Below are 18,601 nucleotides of genomic sequence, written 5' to 3'. Positions count from 1 at the left end.
CCTTATGCTTTTAGTGAATTTAACTGTTCTAAAACTTTTTCTCGTTTGGTTTGTGCATCTGTTAGCAATGCTCTGTTTTTTTCTAAAACATCTTCGGGTGCATTGGCTACAAAGCGTTCGTTATTTAGCATGCCACCCAGTTTGCCTATCTCTTTTTGCAGTTTTTCATCCTGTTTTGTCAATTTGTTGATAATAGGTGTCAAGTCGATAGAGTCCGTCGGAATGAATGTTTCACATTTGTCTGCAATGTCACTTACTGCATTTGGAATTTTTTCCTCAGTAAAGAGAATCTCTTCAACTTTTGCAAGTCTAGCGATGAATGGCAACATCATCTCTCTGTCTTTGTCACTAAGAGAGTCTATTTTTACGTAAGCTTTGGCAATTTTTTGATTTGCCAGATCAACTAAAACTTTTGCACGGCGAATAGAAACAATAGCATCCATAATAATTTCAAACTTCGCTTCTTCTTTGCGTTGTTTTGTTTTATGCGGGAATTTTTTAATCATTATAGAATCAGCATTTTCTAAAGAAGTGCCGCTGAGTTCATGGTAAAGATGTTCTGTGATAAACGGCATAAACGGGTGCAGGAGTTTCATAGCCTCTTTGAAAATTGCTCCAAGTTCTACAATTGACGCTTTGTCGGCTTTTGAGAGTTCAATTCCCCAGTCACAAAATTCATTCCATAAAAAGCGGTACATTGTAAGGGCGGCATCATTGAACTTGTACTCATCAAGGTATGCGCGTACCTCTTTTGTCGCAAAATTCAGACGGCTCATCATATAGCGGCCAAGGTCAGTTTCGACACAAAAACCGTTCATATCCGGGAAAGTTTCTACATTCATTTGCAGAAATTTACTTGCATTGTAAAGTTTGTTCGTAAAGTTACGGTTGAGCTCAAGTTTGTCCTGGCTCATTCTGATATCACGTCCCTGTGCAGCAGAGATAGCAAGTGTAAAACGCAGTACATCGGCAGAATACTTGTTTACCATGTCAAGCGGGTCTATAACGTTACCCTTTGATTTACTCATTTTTTGACCGTGTTCATCACGCACAAGGGCATGAAGATAGATGTGTTTAAAAGGAAGCTCTCCGTTAAAATGCTCACCCATCATCATCATTCTGGCAACCCAGAAGAAAAGGATGTCAAAACCGGTAATAAGCAGAGAATTCGGATAAAAATCTTTCATATCTTCTGACTTGAAAAGTTTGTCCATTTCAGTGTCACCGTGCCCCCAACCAAGTGTAGAAAATGGCCACAGTGCAGAACTAAACCAGGTGTCTAGTACATCAGGGTCTTGAGAGATATTTTTTGAAGCACATTTTGTACACTCTGTCGGGTGTTCATTTCCTGTTGCCCACTCATGATCACAATCCGCGCAGTAAAATACAGGAATCTGATGTCCCCACCAAAGTTGACGTGAAATACACCAGTCACGCAGGTCACCCATCCAAGAGTTATAAGAGTTTATCCAGTGTGGCGGGAAAAATTTCGCTTCACCGGCATTTGTTTTTTCAATTGATTTATCTGCTACTTCTTTACGGACAAACCACTGTTTTGAGATGTAAGGTTCTACTACATTTTTACATCTGTAACAGTGTCCTACCTGGTGTTTATGGTCTTCGATTTTAACAATGTAACCCTCTTCTTGGAGTCTTTTTACAATCGGCTCTCTGGCTTCAAGACGTTCCATGCCCTTAAATTCTCCGGCATAGTCGTTTAAAATTCCTTTTTCATCAAACACTGTGATAAATTCCAAGTCATGACGTTTTCCGACTTCGTAGTCATTCTGGTCATGTGCAGGAGTAACTTTTACGACACCTGTTCCAAAGTTCATATCTACATGCTCGTCTGCAATGATTTTTACTGTTCTCTCAAGCAGAGGCAGTTTTACTTCTTTGCCTATAATGTCTTTGTAACGCTCATCATCAGGATGTACCATAACGGCGGTATCACCGAAATATGTTTCAGGTCTTGTTGTTGCGACTTCAACACTGCCGCTGCCATCAGCAAAATAATAAAGCATATGATAAAATTTACCGTTTTCTTCTTCGTGTTCTACTTCAATGTCTGAGAGCGCGCCATCATGTGTACACCAGTTCACCATGTAATTTCCGCGAACGATTAAACCTTCATTGTAAAGATGAACAAAAGCCTCTTTTACTGATTTTTGCAGTCCTGCATCCATAGTAAAACGTTCTCTCTCCCATGCAGGACTTACTCCCATATGGCGTAGCTGCTCGGTCATTATTCCTGCAGATTCCTCTTTCCACGCCCAGACTTTTTCTAAAAATGCTTCGCGTCCTATCTCTTCTTTTGTAATGCCTTGCTCTAAAAGTTGTTTTTCTACAACGTTTTGTGTGGCAATCCCCGCATGGTCAGTTCCGGGCTGCCAAAGCGTTTTATACCCGTCCATACGTTTGTAGCGGGTGATAATATCTTGGAGTGTAAACGTGAGTGCATGACCGATATGCAAACGGCCTGTAACATTTGGTGGTGGCATCATTATAGAGAAGTTTTTATCTTCTTCTTGTATAGCTTTATTGCCGTCTATTTCGAAGTATTTTCTCTCTTCCCAAATTTTATAATATCTGTTTTCTGTTTCTTGTGGATTATATTTGTTGTCTGACATATAGCGCGCCTTAAATTATCTAATTAAAATTGCGCGATTATATCGAAAGTGAGGTGAGGATTGGCTTAGATGCCTGTTACTTTCTTTTTTATTTTTATTTTGTCATTGTACATATCTTTGTCTGCACTCTCAATAACTTGAGCGAGTTCATCATTTTCATGAAATTCGCTTACACCGAAGGAGAAACTAACTCGAAAGGTGTCATTATGTGCTTTTAGTTTTTTAGAGAGAACTTCTTCTCTTATTTTGTTTAAAAAAGATAATGCTTTTTCTTTTGTAATATTATTTTTAAAAATTATAATGAATTCATCTCCTCCATACCTTATTACAGGAAGTTTGAGCTTTTTGAGTTCATTTGTTACAAATATTAAAACTTTGTCTCCAATAATGTGCCCGTGTGTATCATTGATTTGTTTAAAATAATTTAAATCAATAATAGCTAAAGTGCCATTATTCACAAAGTTTTCACCTTCCTTATTCAGGTATGTATCATGTAGCCATTTTCTGTTATAAGTATGGGTAAGTTCATCTTGGTATACAGATTCTTTAAGCTTTTCTATTTCATAACGTAAAGCTTGAGTCTCTTTAAGTACCTGATTAAGGACTTTTTCATCCTTATTTTCAATGGCATCTATTGCTCTGTTTGTACTTTCACTTAACGTTTGTACATTTTTTGATGTCTCTTTTTGCAAAGCAGTGAGTTTATTGCATTCATTCGTGACAATTTCTTTTGAGAGATTTTCTTCATCTTCTATATCAATGTTATGTTTCTTGGCTAATTCAGAGAATATTGAAGCGTACATACTTGGTGTTACTACAGAGAGCTGCTCTATAGAACTTTTTGCATCATTTGAAATAATTTCTAATATTTTTTTATTTTCTTGCATTTTAGGTGTCCAATATTGGGTGTAATAATTTATTTTACCAATTTTAACATTTATTATAGCTGCTTTTGATTAAAACTGAAAAAGTTTACTAACTTGCATTTAACAATAAATAAGTATAATCACACTCTTAAAAATTTGCTCAAGGAGTTTGTTGATGCCGTTGTCCCGACTTAATGAAGAACAATATGCTGCTGCAACATCTCCTCACAGTAAAAACCTCATAATTGCTTCTGCCGGGACGGGTAAAACCTCGACCATTGTCGGCAGAATAGGGCATTTGTTAAATAATAACATCGAGCCCAATGAAATTCTTCTTTTGACATTTACAAACAAAGCCGCCGCAGAGATGGTTGCCCGTGTTGCAGAGTATTTCGGTGCGGGTGTTGCCAAAAAGATAGATGCGGGAACGTTTCACGCGGTGAGTTACAGATGGCTGAAAAAAAGAGACAAAAGAGTAGTGTTAAAACAGCAGCGTGAACTTAAAACACTCTTTCGTTCAGTTTTTGAGAAGCGTTCTTTTATGCATATTGAGGCAGAGGTTCAGCCTTATGGAGGGAATTATCTGTACGATATGTACTCTTTTTATCAAAATACGGAACTGCAAAATAATTTTGAAAACTGGCTGATAGAAAATTATCCTGAGCATGAACTCTTTGCCATGATATATGCAGATATTGTCGATGAATTTGAAGCATTGAAAAAAGAATACGGTTTTTTAAACTTCAATGATTTATTGCTTAATTTTCGAGAGATGTGCGCAAATGACAAACTAGGCTATAAAGAAGTTTTGGTGGATGAATATCAAGATACCAATGCCTTGCAGGGAACACTTATAGATGCTATGAACCCGCCTTCTCTTTTTTGTGTGGGTGATTATGATCAGAGTATTTATGCATTTAATGGAGCAGATATTGGGATTATAGGCTCTTTTACGACAAAATATCCTGATGCGGTTGTGCATACTTTGACAAAAAATTATCGCTCCTCTGTGCCTATCCTTTCGCTTGCAAGCAAAGTTATTGAGCATAATGAAAGAATTTACCCGAAAAAGCTTGAAGTGACACGTATTTATGATGCACAGGCTCCAAAACTTTTAGCTTTTGATGAGTTGTTTGATCAGTATCATGCTATGGCTGCCATGATTCGCGATACATCAACGCCAAGAGAAGAGATAGCTGTCATATTTCGTAATAATTCTTCGGCTGACGGCATAGAAGTTGGGCTGCGTGAGCTTGACATCCCGTGTAAGCGCAAGGGCGGTACGAGTTTTTTTGATTCGCGTGAAATCAAAGCAATTCTTGATTTATATACTTTGCTTGTAAATGAATCGGACATGATGGCTTTTATTCATCTGTTTGAATTTGCTCGCGGTATTGGCTCAGCTATGGCAAAAGAGCTCTACATTGCACTCAAAGCCTTGGGGCAGGGGAGTATATTTTATGGACTCTATGCACCGGATGAGTCGATGAAAAATCCTTTTGAAAAACGCAAACTCAATCATCAACTCGGTCTTTTTGATGATTTTTTAGAACTTGGTGCAGTCGGCAAATATGCAAAACTGGATTTTGAAGCCAAGTTTATGAAAAATCCGGTACTCAAACACCCTAAACTGACAAAAGAGAGCGCGACTTTTTTGCACAATTTTTACCTGCTGTTTCGTGATTTAAAAGGAATAAAACAGCCTAAGACTATAGTCAAAAAAATTGCAAATTCTGCACTTTACATGTATATAGCTGATGTTTTGGCAACAAAAAGAGCAACACTCAAAGACGGCTCAATCGATGAAAAACAAAAAACAGAAGCTTTGGTACGCATACAAAGAAAAGTACTACTTTTAGAAGAACTTGCAAAACCTTATGCTGAGCATGAACGCTTTTTAAATGCCATGATTTTAGGCTCATCTGATTTAACACAGGGCGAGGGTGTAAATTTACTGAGTGTCCATGCAAGTAAAGGGCTTGAATATAAGGAAGTATATGTCATCGACTTGATGGACGGGCGTTTTCCAAACAGAAAACTGATGCAGCGAGGTGGGAGTCTTGATGAAGAGAGACGGCTTTTTTATGTGGCGGTCACACGTGCAAAAGACATCCTGTATCTCAGTTATGCCAAATATGACAAAATCAAAAAACAAAACTTTATGCCTTCACAGTTTTTATATGAAGCCGGATTGGTTCCAAAAGATGAAGCTTACCGGGCTATGATAATGAAAGAGGAAGAAAAAGAAGAAGATTAAGCCTCTTTTCTTAATTTTCTAACCTCTATAAAATAGCTGTGTCCAAGATATATAACATAAAATACCGATGCAAAGAAAATAACAAAAGGGATGAGTGAAAGTAGATAAAGCCCTAATGTTTTTAACCTGAGTGTATTGGCATAAAAAAACTTGATTTTCATCGCTTCTTCTTTAGTGCATATAGATGAAGAGACATCATAAGTCATCATTTTATGAAAAAAGTAATACAGCGGAAAATTAAAGGCTATGATGTTTACAACAGGTATAAAATATAGAGGAATAAAAACAAAGAACAGAACGATCATGATCAATATCCATTTAAGGGTTAGGAATACTCCTTCTAAAGCATTGGAATAGCCTATCATCTCTACATCTTGATAATGCCTGTACTGAATCTCCTGCAAAATTGCATGTGTTAAAAATCCAATAACCAATAATGCCACAAATATAGAAGCATAGAGCGTCATTAATCCGCCTATAGTATAAATAAGAAAAGTTGCTATCCATGAAGTGAGTGCACTACTCATCAAAAATTTCATTATACCTGTACCGGCAAGGGTGGCTTGAAAACTCTCAGTGTGCGGTATACCGTTTTGGATGGTCGTTTGAGAAGTTTGGACATCCATTGTTGTTAATTGGTCAATACCCAAACCGGCAACAATAAAAAAAAGAATATACAGAATAATCATACTGATAATAAAAGGCATGACAGAGTACATCAGCATCTTTTTTGTAAATAAATCTTTGATGCTGATTGAGAGAATACTTGTTTCATTTTCCATTTTTATATTTGCTCCATAATTTTTGATTAAGTTGTAACTCTTGGACGATACCCAGTGCCAAATGCAGAGTTTGGATATATTCCATCGCTATTTTATACTTTAATAGTGAATGAAAAACAGACGGTTCAAAAAGGTCTTTATTGTACTCTATTGCCATATAGATATTTCCACCTAGAAATGAGACATATAAGGGGTGTTGAGACTTTTTTCTAAATTGCAGCAGTTTACTCATAAGTGTATGTGTCAAAATATATCGTGCTTCGATTTGGTCATCTGAATAAACTACAAACTCTTTTTCAAACTCTATGTTATCCATTTTTACAAGTTCATTTCGACCCATATTATTAGCCTGAAGCCAGTTTCCTATGAGATCGCCAAAAGTATTTTGGGCACTGTCAGGCAAAATAACTGTCTGGGATTTGAAATGCTTGTTAAATTCACAAACTATAAAAAGTCCTTGAAAAATTGTACTCCAGCTTGTTCTGCCTTTTGAATCTTTATGTTTTTTCTCGGCATGCAGGTCGGAGAGTTCTATTTTTATACCGTCAATTTTACCGCGAATATAGTCATTGCCGCTAAGTCTGTCAGGTTGGGTTGTAAAAATCCTTGAACGGGTAAAGTTCTCTTTTGCGACATGTGCATTGGGCATGTAACTGAGGTTTTTATCAATCTCCTCAATAAGGGGATGAATAATAAAGTTTTTAAATTGATAAGTATAGTCTTTGATGAGGTACTTGTATATGCCTCCACCGATAGCGAGGTATGCTACGGCTACAAATACATAAGTATCAATCTTGGAACTATTGTCTAAAAGCACAAGTGAAAGTAATGCAACAACTAAGGTATAAACAATACCTGTATTTATAATCTTGCTTTTAAGTTTTTTTCTCTCTTGTTCAAGGTTTTGCAACACAGGATAGAGCGTTTTGTAGTAAAAATCGGTTAACTCACTGATATTTTTCATTTATTAGTGAAACAGCTCTTTAACATTGACATTTTTTCTCTCATCTTCACTAACTTCAAAAACATCTTTTCGGCTGTAGCCCATCATATTTGCCATAATATTTGTAGGAATCTGCTCAATTACATTGTTGTAATCTGTTACGGCTTGATTATAAGCTCGGCGTGCCGCAGAGATTTGTGCTTCTACTTCATTGAGCGAGTGCTGCAGGTGCAGAATATTTTGATTTGCTTTAAGCTCAGGATAATTTTCAACCGCAATCATAATAGAACCAAGAGCAGAACTCATCTTTTTGTCTAAATCAATTTTTTCTTTGTCACTTAAATTTGTTTTATTTGCTTGCGAGCGTAGTTTGGTTATATCTTCAAGAATGGACTTTTCATGCTGCATGTATTTGCTGACAGACGCGACAAGGTTGGGTATGAGGTCATAACGTTTTTTTAAGAGGGTATCGACTGAGGCAAATATATTTTCAACCTGATTTTTCTTTGCTATGAGCGAATTGTACATAAGCACTAAAATTATAGCAAGAACTATGAGAATTATAAGCGGTGTTGACATAAACCATCCTTTATTAATATAAGGATAGTTTATCTTTTTATGTTTTAATTTGTGCTTATGACTTGGCAGTTATGGCTTTGGCTGCCGTGTAGGCACTCGCCCAGGCAAAAGCAAAATTATATCCGCCGCGTCTGCCGACAACATCCAGACATTCACCGATAAAATAGAGATTTTTCTTCTTTTTTGATTCAAAAGTTTTAGGGTTTATTTCATCCGTATTTATCCCGCCGCCACTGACTTCGGCATGTCTGAATCCGTGGGTTTCAGTTGCTTCAAAATGCCAATTCAGCATAAGGTTTGCTATTTTTTTGGAGAGCTTTGTGTCTATATTTTTACTTGCAGCATCTATATGTAAGTCTATTAAAAGCCCGTTTGCTATTTTAAGAGGAACAAGCCCGACTAATATATCTAAAACAGTAAATTCATGTATATTTTTCTTTACATGTAAGATATGTGCAGAGAGCTTTTGTGCTGTAAATCCGGGCAGTAGATTAATGGATAGAGTAACGGCTTGATACTCTAAGAGTGCCTCGCTGGCTCGTTGAGAAATATCCAAAATTGCGAAACCAGAAACACCGTAGTTTGTAAAAAGAACATCGCCGTTGCAAGTGGTCTCTTTTTGATGATTGATAAGCAAAGTAACTTCGGCATTGAGTTTTGCTCCGCTCATTTTATGTGCTGTTTTTGATGAGAGATGCAGCTGTACCAAAGAGGGATAAGCATTAATAATGCTGTGCCCGAAAGTTTTGGCAAACTCTTCGGCATCGGCATTGCCTCCTAAATGAGATGCAGCACGTGAGCCACTTGCTACAACAACACGTTCATACTGTTTGGTGAGTTTTTTTATATCTGTTATTTTTTCTTGTGTATGAAAAATTACGCCGAGGTCTTTTGCATATTCTTCAAAAATTTTGGCAACACTTTTTGCTTCATTACTAAGTGGATAAGCTCTACCGTCATTCATTACATGTAATACTAAGCCGATGGATGCAGCAAACTTCTCAAACTCTTTAAAACCGAAATTTTTTATAGCATACTCTACAAAGTTTGGGTTTTGTGAGAAAAAATCATTACCATGTAAGTTTTTGTTTGTAATGTTGCAGCGTCCGTTTCCTGAGACTAGAATTTTTTTTGCACATTTGTCATTTTGTTCAAATAAATCAACGCTTACACCTGCTTTGGCACAAAAAATTGCGCATAAAAACCCCGATGCACCACCGCCGATTATTGCTATTTTTTTATTCATAAACGCATTTTAGCATATTTTCAGAGTAATATTATTACAAGTTTGTTTAAGATATACTCTTACATAAATTTACTCATTCAGTGATTATAAAGGTGTAAAATGAAGTTTTTTTCTTTAGTTGTTTTATTGGTAAGTAGCTTGATGGCTGCAAATAATGGTGTGTATGTCGGTTTTGATGTCGGGAGTAATAGAATAAGTATGGATAGTGGTAATACACATATTGCAACAGATAATTCTGGTATGCAAACTGTGAAAATTGGATATAACATTAATTATAATAATCGTATAGCTATTTTTTATCAACATATTAATCTTAGTGATGGAAATGGCTACAGTTATGGTGTAAATTATGATTATTTATTTTCGCTAATGAAGCAAACAAAATTATTTGTCGGTGCTAGCTTTGGGCATAGTAATTTAGCATATAATGATACAGTCCAAGATATGAAAGGATTAATTTATGGTGGAGAATTTGGACTTCTATATGATTTAAATAAATATTTTTCACTAGAAGTCGGTTATAGAGCTTATAAGTCAAATGTAGATTCTAGTGATACAAATATTAAAGTCAATAATATACAAAATTGGTATGCCGGTTTAAATTACCAATTTTAATTATTAGAGTGTTACTATTTTTGCACCGAAACCGCCGAGGTGTTGGGGTGCATCTTCAAATTTTTTCACACGCGGATGGGCGCTGAGGAAGTTTTTTACAGCATAAGAGAGTTTTCCTGTACCGATGCCGTGATAGACTATGACTTCATCCCAGCCGTTTATAAGGGCATCACTTAAAAACTTGTCTAAAACCTCACAGGCTTCATCAGCCCGCATGCCGTGCAGGTCACATTTAAGTCCTGCTTTTTTCTCTACATGTAAGTTAAGGTTGGTTGTAGGTTTTTGCTTAATGATTTGTGTGTGTTTGAGATGTTTTGTTTTAACTCTGACACGCATGCCGTCCACTTCTATTGTCGCCTCATCTTTACCCCGCATAGAAACTATAGTGCCTTTTTGGGAGTGGTATTTGACCTTGTCGCCTACTTTGAACTCTATATTTCTTTTGTCTTCTTTTTGCATCTGTTTTGGCAGTTTTTTATTTGCCTTGTTCATAGCACGGTGAATCTCTTTTATATCGCCTGCTTTGGCTGCATTTTTTGCCTCACTGATTGCTACATCATAAGAGCGTCTAAGTACTGCTTTTTGCTCTTCCAGTTCACGAAATAGCTGTTCTTTTTGTTCTTTGAGTGCATACTCTTTTTTATGAATTTCATCAAGCTTTTCATCAACTTTTTTATGCTTTTGCTTGAGTTCACGTTCAAGCTGTGAGCCGCGTTCTATCAAAAGACTGAGTTTTTCTGAATTGTCGCCGTAAACGCTTTTGGCTTTATTGACAATGTTGTTTGCTATACCATAGCGGCTTGCGGTCTCAAAAGCGTAACTTTTACCTATGATTCCCTGCATAAACTCATAGGTCGGTCTTCGCTGCTCTTCATCATAAATGGCAGCCATAAGCTCGACGTCATCACGGTCTGCCATGAGGGCTGCAAGGCGTTTATGGTGTGTCGTCACAACGACTTTCTGTCCGCGTTTGATTAAGTCATCAAGTATGACTTTAAAAAGTGCCGCCGCCTCATCGGAATCTGTTCCGAGTTCTATCTCATCTACACCGATAAGAGCAGATTTATACTCAAATATACGAGAAAACTGCTGCATTCTTCCTGCAAAAGTAGAGATGTCATTTTTTACATTTTGCGGGTCGTCTATGATGGCTTTTATTGTCTTAAAGCTGCCTATATGAGATTTTGTCTCATTAAGTTTCATTGGTATAATGTACTTTGCCATAAATGCACAAGCCAATATGGATTTTAAAAGCATGGTTTTTCCGCCGGCATTGACACCTGTAACCATTAAAATATTTTTAGAAAAATCAACATTGATGGGTTTTGCATTGTGCAGTGCAGGGTGAATAAAATCACTCAGCACTATTTTTGAATCTTTTTTGCTTTTTATAAGCTGTAAATTTTTACTTTTTGCAAAGAGCACCCGTGCCTGATAATTGTCAAATTTTGTAAACTCTTTGTCTATGAAATTTACAAAAGGCTGCAGCTCATAGAGTTTTTTTGAAAACTCTTTTGCATATTCATAAAAAATTGTTTCTCTCTCTTGTTCTATAAAACGAATTTGTTCTTTGGATTTTAAAATAGTGTCGGGTGCAACATAAAAAAAGCCTCCGGTACTGCGTCCGACGACTGCACCTTTGAGGACATGGTTAAATCCCCCGCGCACAAGCAGACACTCTTCATTGTTTATAAAGTGAATTTGTGTATCGACAAGGTAGCCTGCAAGTTTGGAACTTGACATCATTCTTTTAAGTGCGCCCGAAATATTGTTTTTGTGCTCCGCTATTCTTTGGGAGAGTCTAAAAAGGTTTTCATCGAGATTTTCTTCAAACTTTCCGTCATTGGTGAAATATTTTTCTATCTCTAAAAAAGTTTCGGGTATAGTGAACTTTTCCATCCACTCACCGATTAAACCTTCAAGTTCACGGTTTTTAAAATAGCGGAAATATCTGACAATTTTTACAATCTCAAAAACCTGTTCAAAATTTAAAACACCGTGTTTTTTTAAATGCCCCTTGATGTCAAAAAAGTCAGCGACTTTAGGCGGTGCTTTAAACTCAAGCTTGTCAAGCTCTTTTATATAGCGAAAATGCAGCTCCTGGTCACCTTCAATATAAAGTGCATGTTTGCGTGAGAAGAAGCTTTGAAATTGTTCTATGTGCTCTGATAAATCGAGTTGATTGATTAACGTCTTTATTTTTCTACCTCTTTTGCTTCATTATATATGATCATATTTTTACCATTGTTTTTTGCTGTATATAAGTGTTGATCAGCTTGTTTTATAATTTTAGCAATGTTAATTTTTTTACTGCTGTCAACTGATTCTATGCCAATACTAATAGTGATAGAGATTTTATTTCCATTACACTCAATATAGCTGTTTTCAACTTTTTGTCTGAGTTTTTCATAAATTTCTACAGCATTGGTAAAGTTGGCGGCATTGAGCAGTATAATAAATTCTTCACCGCCGTAGCGAAATATGTAATCAGTCGAACGTAAAACTGATTTACATTTTGCTACAAGATGCTTTAAAACTGCATCACCGCATTGATGGCCATAAGTGTCATTGACATATTTAAAATCATCTATGTCTATCATGGAAATAGTCATTTTTTTATTTGCAATTCGTGCTATGTCGAGCTCTTTTTCTAAAATCGGTGCAATGAGTTTACGGCTTAACGCACCAGTGAGGTCATCATATTTTGAAGATTCATCAATTTCGAGGATATTTATAATTCCTATTATAGACTCTATTTCTACGGAAATTAATGCTATTTCATTGGCTATTTCATAGGCTCTTATATAGTTTTTTATGTCTAATGCATAGATAAGTACAAGTATGTCTTTATGAAATTGTTTATGCAATGACTCAATTTGCTTATACTCATTATGAAAATTTTTATGTTCTTCTACAAAAAGTTTCAATTTCTCAATAAAATTACATGTATGTTTATTTAGAATGTGATTTACATCGTGATAGTTCTCTTGTAAGTCTGTTTGCACGAGATCTAACCAGGTGATATGTTCACAAAATATCTCTTTTAAGATTTGAGGAACCCTTTTTTCATTTCTTTTTTTTAACATAAATATAAAGGATTTAAAAGAATTTTCAAAATAACCTTTTGCGATATTGTTTATGGCGATTTGGTACAGTTTTACAATAAGTGTTAAATCTGTAACGATATCGTAATGTGTAATGATTTCATTTTGCACAATATCTAAAATCTCTATAACTGTAGGAAAAGCAATACGTTTTGTATGAAATATTATGCCTGTTTTGGTATAAAAATTTGTATTTATTTTTTTATGGATGATGAAGTTTTTGATAATTTGTAAACTTTCTTGCACAATTAAAGAAGTGTCTTCTTTGTTGTTTAGAACAATAAGCTGTTTATGATTTTCATAAAGTTCAAAAAGAATAAGTTCTTCGAGCTTTTTTATATCATGAGTAGCAATATTTGTTATGGACATAATATACCTTTATTCACAAGTGGCTGCACTTATCATCTCCGCGTAATGCGGAGTATTTTTTTTGCCTATAAAGGTGTAGGTTCCTACACTTAGAGAGTAAATGCTTGAATTTACATCGATTCCGTTACATGTAACTGTTTTTCCCTGCTCATATTTTACTATTGTCTTAAGCATTTTTTCTCTTTGGGCTTCATTGTATTTGTTGTAAGCGACAGCACTGAGTACAACGACTAAAAGTACAGCTCCGATAAGAAGCTTTTGAGATTTGCCCAGTTCTGTAAAATAATGCAGGGCTGCAAACAACAGCGCTACAATAATGATGCCGTAAATATATGCCACTATGCAGTTCCTCTGATTTGGTAGGTAATGTCACCGGCACCAAAACCGATTATAAGACCTTTATTGAGTGTTTCGACATCTTTGTTGTCTCTTATTACTGTGATAGTATTGTTTGCTCGTGATATTTTATCTGCCATTGTTAGGTTATAGTCTTTAAAGCTTTCTTTGAAATCAATATCACGCGGTTTTTCTCCCGCAGACCAAACAGGTAGAATTATAAGCTCGGCAGCCCCGTCAAAACACTTTATAAACTCCTCTAAATTATCAATGGTTCTTGAGTATTTGTGCGGCTGCCAAATAGCCGTAATCTTGTCAAATCCTTTGAGTGATGCATATTCTTTGACAGATTCAAAAGTGGCTTTTATTTCGGTAGGATGATGACCGTAGTCATCTATAATGACACTGTCATGCTCAAAACCGACAATATCAAAACGTTTTTTGATGCCTTTGAAATTTAAAAGATTTTTTCGTATTTCTGCAATACTCATGGATTCATATGCTGCAAGTATGGCAAGTGCCGCATCAATGGCAATATGCTTGCCAAATCCCCAAACATCAAAACTGCCGAACTCACGAAATGTAAAACGAGTATGCGGCTCATTGTTGATGAGCACAAATTCTATGTCTTTAATATCTTTACTCGGGTAGAGCCACTGAGCATCGACTTCATCTGTCAGTGTTGCTAAAAATGGGTCTTCTGCATTGAGAACTTTATGCACAGCCAGGTTTATAAAAGTTTTGTAAGAGTCGTAAAATCTTTCATAATTATAATCATAATACTCCATATGTTCAGGTTCTGCATTGATAACAATTGCACAATACGGATTTGAGTTTATAAAGCTCCCGTCACTTTCATCGGCTTCAAAAATCATTACATCACTGCTTGCATCATATCTGACGTTTGAACCAAACTCTTTTGATTCTGCTCCTATGATGGCAGAACCATTCATGATAGCAGCAAGAATTGCGGTAGTAGTGCTTTTACCGTGTGCACCCGCAACAGAGTAGACTTTTTGTTCATTAAGAATTTTTAGCAATGCTTCACGACGTGCAAGAACTTCTATGCCTTTTTCTTTTGCTGCAATAATTTCAGGATTATCAGGACGGATGATAGCCGAATGAATAACTAAGTCTTGTTCATTTATGGCATTCGCTGAGTGAGGCACGGTTACATGTATACCAAGATCGCGCAGGTTTTGGGTTATGACACTGTCTTTGATATCTGAACCGCTTACCTCATGCCCTTTATAGTGCATATATTGTGCAAGTCCGGATATACCTATACCGCCGATTCCGATGAAATGTATTTTCATGCCTTACCGCCTTTGTCTTTCATGTTGTCTAGCAATTTTTGTGCCTCTTGCTTGAACTCGCTTATGTAAAATGTTCCGGCTCTTTGTGTCGCCTCAATATCTGCAATCCTATCTAAAAAATCGTCGAAAGAAATTTTTTCTTGTGCTGCCATCCAGTGCAGTTTTATAGCATTTGAAAATTTTTCATCATTGCTAAGCCCGCTAAGGACTTCAAAGAGTGCAGCGGCGTCATTGGACTCACCGGCAGAGTAGTGTTCTATAGCATACTCGTATAAAGCGCGTAGGGTTGCAAAGTCCTGCACCTCATTCATATCCATTGCCCTGTGCTCTTCAAGTGTCTGCGTTAGCCTTTCCAATGCCAAATCAAGTATATTTGCATAAAAGCTTTGGAGTGTTTCTTCATCAAAAGTATCATGTGCCTGCTGTTCCAATACATACAGTGAGGCTATGTCACCATCTTGTTGTGCTTTTAAGATTTTTTCTTTTAACTTTTTATCTTTGCTCATTTAAACATTCCTTGATTCTAATAAGTGCATCTTTTGTTTTTTGCGGGCTCTCAACCAAAGCAATACGAATGAAGTCTTTACCCGGATTTTCACCTTTTGCATCTTCCCGGGCGAGATATTCACCCGGCAGTACTTTGACATTATAGTTTTTGTAAAGTCTTTTGGTGAACTCGAGCGCATCACCGACGTTTATCCACAAATAAAATGTAGCATCAGGAATTTTTGTTCCCAGTATAGTTTTTGCAATTTGAAAATTCTCTTTGTAAACGGCTCTTGATTTTGCAACATGTTCTTCATCATTCCACGCCTCGGCTGCTGCATATTGCAAAGGCAGAGGCGAAGCGCAGCCTATGTAGGTTCTGTATTTCATATACTCTTCCAATATTGTTGCATCGCCGGCTATAAAGCCTGAACGAAGCCCCGGTGCAGAGGAACGCTTGGAAATGGAATTTATGACTAAAATATTTTTAAATGCGATATTGTTTACATGTAAAGCGGCTTCAAGCAGTGAAGGAGTCGGTTTATTAGTATATATTTCGCTGTAGCATTCATCATTTAACAATACAAAGTCATGTTTGAGAGCTAGTTTTACCCAATCTCCTAACTCCTCAAGGCTGAGTGTCGCTGTTGTAGGATTATTTGGAAAGTTGAGTATAACCAAATCACATTTGGCTAATTCATCTTCATCTATCTCTGGTTTGAAGTTGTTTCTTTCGCTCAAATTAAGATGAATAACTTTTGATCGCGTTGCAAGTGCAGCACCTTCATATATTTGGTAAAAAGGGTTTGTGTAGGCAATAACAGGCTCTTTTTTATCAAAAAGCAAAAACTGCGGAAAGTTAAAAAGTACTTCACGTGTGCCAAATGTGGGAATTATCTGTGTATCGTCTAAAGCAACTTCGAATCTTTTGCTGATAAAATTTCTTTGTGCTTCTCGTAAAACAGATTCACCGGTCGTTTTTGGATATTTTTTTAACAGAGCTGCATTTTTTGCTAAAGCTTTTTGTATAAAATCAGGTGTTTCAAACTGCGGTTCACCGATAGTGAGAACAGATGGAAAATAGCCTTTGTTGGGTTGTATGTTTTCAAGTAAATTTGTTAGTTTTTCAAATGGATAGGGTTCAAAATTCATCGTTATTATTGCCTTATTAAATTAAAGTAATTATATCTAAAAATTACTGTACAATAAATAATAAGATATAAGGAAGGCAAAGATGAAAATAGTATTATCAGTTATATTGGCAATGTTGATTGTCGGTTGTAGTGATGAAAAAGGTTCCCAAAAAAGTGTTCAAAAACCTGTTGAAAAAGCTAAAACAGTTGTGGATGATGTAGAGAAAAAGGTGCAAACTTCTGTTGCAAAAGTTAAAGAAGTTACAAAAGTTGCTGAAGTTACAAAAAATACTGTAAGTATAGATGGTGCAAAACTTTTTACGGTTTGTTCAAGCTGTCACGGTGCTCATGCAGAGAAAAAAGCTTTAGGAAAATCTCAAATAATTAAAGGCTGGGATGAAGCAAAAATTATAATGGCACTCAAAGGTTATAAAGACGGGACATACGGCGGAGCTATGAAAGCTGTTATGAAAGGGCAGGTGACAAAGCTCTCAGAGGATGATATAAAAGCTTTGGCAAAATATATTTCTAATTTATAAGTTTAGTGGCTGGGTACAAGTCTGTACCCAACCCCGTAAATACTTTCTATAAGGTTAGCCGGTATTTTTTTTCTCAGTTTTGATACTAATTTTCTAATATTTTGCGGATCAATATTTTCATTAAGAGATTGATAATAAGCAACAATATCTTCATTTGAATAAATTTTTCCGATATTTTCAGTTAACAATGTAAAGAAAATTATCTCATATTTTGTGAGATATATTGTTTTTTCATTTTCATAAAAAAGTTTTTTCACTTTGTCATATTTACATGTATTACTTAGATGAACAAAAGAGCTGTTCTTGCACTCTGATGTATTATTTATAAGATTGATTTTTTTAGCTGCATTCGTTAAAACTTCCATTAGTTCTTGATAATCAATCGGTTTTTTAACAAATCGTTCAATTCCAAGATTGATTAATGGAAGAAGATAGCTAGATTCGTCATGTGCAGATAAAACAATAATAGTCTGTTCAGGGTTAATGGCATAAATAGCTTCAGTTAATAAAACACCGCTTAGTTTTGGCATTTTTATGTCAGTCAAAACAATGTCATAATAGTCAGAGCCATTTTTCGTGTAGAGTTCTATAGCCTCTTCACCGTTTGAAACACTGTCAACTTGTTGAAAAAAAGTTTTCAAGATTTCTGCAGTAGCTTCTCTAAGTTCGTCATGGTCTTCAGCAAACAATAACTTTAAGCCTTTCGCATTTTCTAGTAATTCTTGTGAGTTCATCATAATTATTTAACTTTTTTTTAATATTTAAACTAGTATATCAAATATTACATATATATTCAAGTAAAGTCGATACAATTTTAAATATGAAAATAAATTGGGAAATTTTTAATGAAAGTAATAGTAAATGGAAACAGCAAAGTATTTAAAAAAGGTGTAACACTTTTAGAAATATTAAAAGAACTTGATTTGGTAGATAAAGTTATGGCAGCTGCAGTAAATATGGAGATAGTAAAACAAGATAATTGGGACAAACGGGTTTTAAAAGATAATGATAAATTAGAATTGCTTGATTTTGTCGGCGGTGGATAAATTTTCAGACTCTATATTGACTACACTTATTGCATAGTCTCCGTCATGTGTAATTGATAAAGAAGTATCAATAATTTTAAATTTTTCAATTATATTTTTGGAAAGTGCAAAAAGTGGAGCCCCTTTTTCAGATTTGTAAATCTTCATATCAAAAAAGGAACATTCAGCACCTATGCCGGTGCCTAAGGCTTTTGAAAAAGCCTCTTTGGCAGCCCAAAACCCTGCTGCTGTTTTATAGGATTTTACAAGTGTAATTTCATCTTCTGATAAAAATCTACGAAGTCCTTTCTCTCCAAATCGCTCTATTAAACGATTCATCCGAGATATTTTTATGACATCTATTCCAATCATTGA

18 protein-coding genes are annotated in these 18,601 nt (G+C 35.7%); 4 read left to right on the top strand and 14 right to left on the bottom strand.

From position 1 onward, the window contains the following. Positions 1 to 2: 2 nt before the first annotated feature. Entirely contained in the window at positions 3 to 2,630 is a 2,628-nt protein-coding gene (locus SAUT_RS07385; RefSeq protein WP_013327261.1) for a valine--tRNA ligase, read from the bottom strand. Positions 2,631 to 2,695: 65 nt separating this feature from the next. Next, positions 2,696 to 3,517: a GGDEF domain-containing protein gene (locus SAUT_RS07380; RefSeq protein WP_013327260.1), complete on the bottom strand. Its 822-nt coding sequence runs from the start codon at positions 3,515 to 3,517 to the stop codon at positions 2,696 to 2,698. Positions 3,518 to 3,671: 154 nt separating this feature from the next. Between SAUT_RS07380 and SAUT_RS07375 the strand changes: the two genes are divergently transcribed. After that, complete coding sequence (locus SAUT_RS07375) at positions 3,672 to 5,753, top strand: ATP-dependent helicase (protein WP_013327259.1); 2,082 nt, start codon at positions 3,672 to 3,674, stop codon at positions 5,751 to 5,753. On the opposite strand, the gene SAUT_RS07370 is transcribed toward SAUT_RS07375, so the two are convergent. The 4 genes from SAUT_RS07370 to SAUT_RS07355 are packed head-to-tail and all read right to left on the bottom strand — an operon-like array spanning position 5,750 to position 9,303. Continuing rightward, positions 5,750 to 6,535 (bottom strand): EI24 domain-containing protein, encoded by a 786-nt coding sequence (locus tag SAUT_RS07370; protein ID WP_013327258.1) that lies wholly within the window; start codon positions 6,533 to 6,535, stop codon positions 5,750 to 5,752. The two genes, SAUT_RS07375 and SAUT_RS07370, sit on opposite strands and share 4 nt — an antisense overlap. Continuing rightward, positions 6,525 to 7,499, bottom strand: a complete 975-nt coding sequence (locus SAUT_RS07365) for a DUF3137 domain-containing protein (RefSeq protein ID WP_013327257.1) — start codon at positions 7,497 to 7,499, stop codon at positions 6,525 to 6,527. Before SAUT_RS07365 ends, SAUT_RS07370 begins: the two co-directional genes overlap by 11 nt. Before the next feature lie 3 nt (positions 7,500 to 7,502). Continuing rightward, positions 7,503 to 8,057, bottom strand: a complete 555-nt coding sequence (locus SAUT_RS07360; RefSeq protein ID WP_013327256.1) for a LemA family protein — start codon at positions 8,055 to 8,057, stop codon at positions 7,503 to 7,505. A gap of 55 nt (positions 8,058 to 8,112) precedes the next feature. After that, on the bottom strand, positions 8,113 to 9,303 hold the full coding sequence (locus tag SAUT_RS07355) for a BaiN/RdsA family NAD(P)/FAD-dependent oxidoreductase (RefSeq protein ID WP_013327255.1): 1,191 nt from the start codon (positions 9,301 to 9,303) through the stop codon (positions 8,113 to 8,115). 99 nt (positions 9,304 to 9,402) lie between these two features. Between SAUT_RS07355 and SAUT_RS07350 the strand changes: the two genes are divergently transcribed. Beyond that, a complete protein-coding gene (locus tag SAUT_RS07350; RefSeq protein WP_041675196.1) occupies positions 9,403 to 9,918 on the top strand; it encodes an outer membrane beta-barrel protein in 516 nt (171 codons plus the stop codon). A gap of 3 nt (positions 9,919 to 9,921) precedes the next feature. Here the strand turns inward: SAUT_RS07350 and SAUT_RS07345 are convergent, their stop codons facing one another. From SAUT_RS07345 to SAUT_RS07320, 6 genes are read right to left on the bottom strand one after another with little or no spacing between them, the layout of a single operon-like run. Next, positions 9,922 to 12,117 (bottom strand): endonuclease MutS2, encoded by a 2,196-nt coding sequence (locus SAUT_RS07345; RefSeq protein ID WP_013327253.1) that lies wholly within the window; start codon positions 12,115 to 12,117, stop codon positions 9,922 to 9,924. Continuing rightward, positions 12,114 to 13,391: a sensor domain-containing diguanylate cyclase gene (locus tag SAUT_RS11075; RefSeq protein ID WP_013327252.1), complete on the bottom strand. Its 1,278-nt coding sequence runs from the start codon at positions 13,389 to 13,391 to the stop codon at positions 12,114 to 12,116. Before SAUT_RS11075 ends, SAUT_RS07345 begins: the two co-directional genes overlap by 4 nt. Before the next feature lie 9 nt (positions 13,392 to 13,400). After that, positions 13,401 to 13,730: a hypothetical protein gene (locus SAUT_RS07335; protein WP_013327251.1), complete on the bottom strand. Its 330-nt coding sequence runs from the start codon at positions 13,728 to 13,730 to the stop codon at positions 13,401 to 13,403. After that, a complete protein-coding gene (gene murC, locus SAUT_RS07330) occupies positions 13,730 to 15,043 on the bottom strand; it encodes a UDP-N-acetylmuramate--L-alanine ligase (protein WP_013327250.1) in 1,314 nt (437 codons plus the stop codon). Before murC ends, SAUT_RS07335 begins: the two co-directional genes overlap by 1 nt. Next, positions 15,040 to 15,549 carry a hypothetical protein gene (locus SAUT_RS07325; RefSeq protein WP_013327249.1) on the bottom strand — a complete coding sequence of 170 codons (510 nt, stop codon included), beginning with the start codon at positions 15,547 to 15,549 and terminating at the stop codon, positions 15,040 to 15,042. Before SAUT_RS07325 ends, murC begins: the two co-directional genes overlap by 4 nt. Continuing rightward, on the bottom strand, positions 15,536 to 16,681 hold the full coding sequence (locus tag SAUT_RS07320) for a succinyldiaminopimelate transaminase (protein WP_013327248.1): 1,146 nt from the start codon (positions 16,679 to 16,681) through the stop codon (positions 15,536 to 15,538). Before SAUT_RS07320 ends, SAUT_RS07325 begins: the two co-directional genes overlap by 14 nt. Positions 16,682 to 16,763: 82 nt before the next feature. Between SAUT_RS07320 and SAUT_RS11615 the strand changes: the two genes are divergently transcribed. Continuing rightward, the gene (locus SAUT_RS11615; protein ID WP_013327247.1) at positions 16,764 to 17,201 is read left to right on the top strand and encodes a c-type cytochrome; all 438 of its coding nucleotides are present in this window, start codon (positions 16,764 to 16,766) and stop codon (positions 17,199 to 17,201) included. Between the two features lie 2 nt (positions 17,202 to 17,203). On the opposite strand, the gene SAUT_RS07310 is transcribed toward SAUT_RS11615, so the two are convergent. Next, complete coding sequence (locus SAUT_RS07310) at positions 17,204 to 17,938, bottom strand: response regulator transcription factor (protein WP_013327246.1); 735 nt, start codon at positions 17,936 to 17,938, stop codon at positions 17,204 to 17,206. Positions 17,939 to 18,046: 108 nt separating this feature from the next. On the opposite strand from SAUT_RS07310, the gene thiS reads away from it, so the two are divergent. Beyond that, positions 18,047 to 18,247: a sulfur carrier protein ThiS gene (thiS, locus tag SAUT_RS07305; RefSeq protein WP_013327245.1), complete on the top strand. Its 201-nt coding sequence runs from the start codon at positions 18,047 to 18,049 to the stop codon at positions 18,245 to 18,247. Here thiS and acpS read toward each other — a convergent pair. Beyond that, the gene (gene acpS, locus SAUT_RS07300) at positions 18,215 to 18,598 is read right to left on the bottom strand and encodes a holo-ACP synthase (RefSeq protein ID WP_013327244.1); all 384 of its coding nucleotides are present in this window, start codon (positions 18,596 to 18,598) and stop codon (positions 18,215 to 18,217) included. The two genes, thiS and acpS, sit on opposite strands and share 33 nt — an antisense overlap. Positions 18,599 to 18,601: the final 3 nt, after the last annotated feature.

The sequence above is a fragment of the Sulfurimonas autotrophica DSM 16294 genome, assembly GCF_000147355.1.
GTDB classification, from domain to species: Bacteria; Campylobacterota; Campylobacteria; order Campylobacterales; family Sulfurimonadaceae; genus Sulfurimonas; species Sulfurimonas autotrophica.
This window is presented reverse-complemented; position numbering and strand designations above follow the sequence as displayed.

Coding starts and splice junctions, on each gene's coding strand:
- SAUT_RS07375 (WP_013327259.1), top strand. CDS start 3,672: ATGCCGTTGTCCCGACTTAATGAAGAACAATATGCTGCTGCAACATCT.
- SAUT_RS07310 (WP_013327246.1), bottom strand. CDS start 17,938: ATGATGAACTCACAAGAATTACTAGAAAATGCGAAAGGCTTAAAGTTA.
- SAUT_RS07385 (WP_013327261.1), bottom strand. CDS start 2,630: ATGTCAGACAACAAATATAATCCACAAGAAACAGAAAACAGATATTAT.
- SAUT_RS07355 (WP_013327255.1), bottom strand. CDS start 9,303: ATGAATAAAAAAATAGCAATAATCGGCGGTGGTGCATCGGGGTTTTTA.
- SAUT_RS07380 (WP_013327260.1), bottom strand. CDS start 3,517: ATGCAAGAAAATAAAAAAATATTAGAAATTATTTCAAATGATGCAAAA.
- SAUT_RS07360 (WP_013327256.1), bottom strand. CDS start 8,057: ATGTCAACACCGCTTATAATTCTCATAGTTCTTGCTATAATTTTAGTG.
- SAUT_RS07370 (WP_013327258.1), bottom strand. CDS start 6,535: ATGGAAAATGAAACAAGTATTCTCTCAATCAGCATCAAAGATTTATTT.
- SAUT_RS07325 (WP_013327249.1), bottom strand. CDS start 15,549: ATGAGCAAAGATAAAAAGTTAAAAGAAAAAATCTTAAAAGCACAACAA.
- SAUT_RS07350 (WP_041675196.1), top strand. CDS start 9,403: ATGAAGTTTTTTTCTTTAGTTGTTTTATTGGTAAGTAGCTTGATGGCT.
- thiS (WP_013327245.1), top strand. CDS start 18,047: ATGAAAGTAATAGTAAATGGAAACAGCAAAGTATTTAAAAAAGGTGTA.
- murC (WP_013327250.1), bottom strand. CDS start 15,043: ATGAAAATACATTTCATCGGAATCGGCGGTATAGGTATATCCGGACTT.
- acpS (WP_013327244.1), bottom strand. CDS start 18,598: ATGATTGGAATAGATGTCATAAAAATATCTCGGATGAATCGTTTAATA.
- SAUT_RS11075 (WP_013327252.1), bottom strand. CDS start 13,391: ATGTCCATAACAAATATTGCTACTCATGATATAAAAAAGCTCGAAGAA.
- SAUT_RS07365 (WP_013327257.1), bottom strand. CDS start 7,499: ATGAAAAATATCAGTGAGTTAACCGATTTTTACTACAAAACGCTCTAT.
- SAUT_RS11615 (WP_013327247.1), top strand. CDS start 16,764: ATGAAAATAGTATTATCAGTTATATTGGCAATGTTGATTGTCGGTTGT.
- SAUT_RS07320 (WP_013327248.1), bottom strand. CDS start 16,681: ATGAATTTTGAACCCTATCCATTTGAAAAACTAACAAATTTACTTGAA.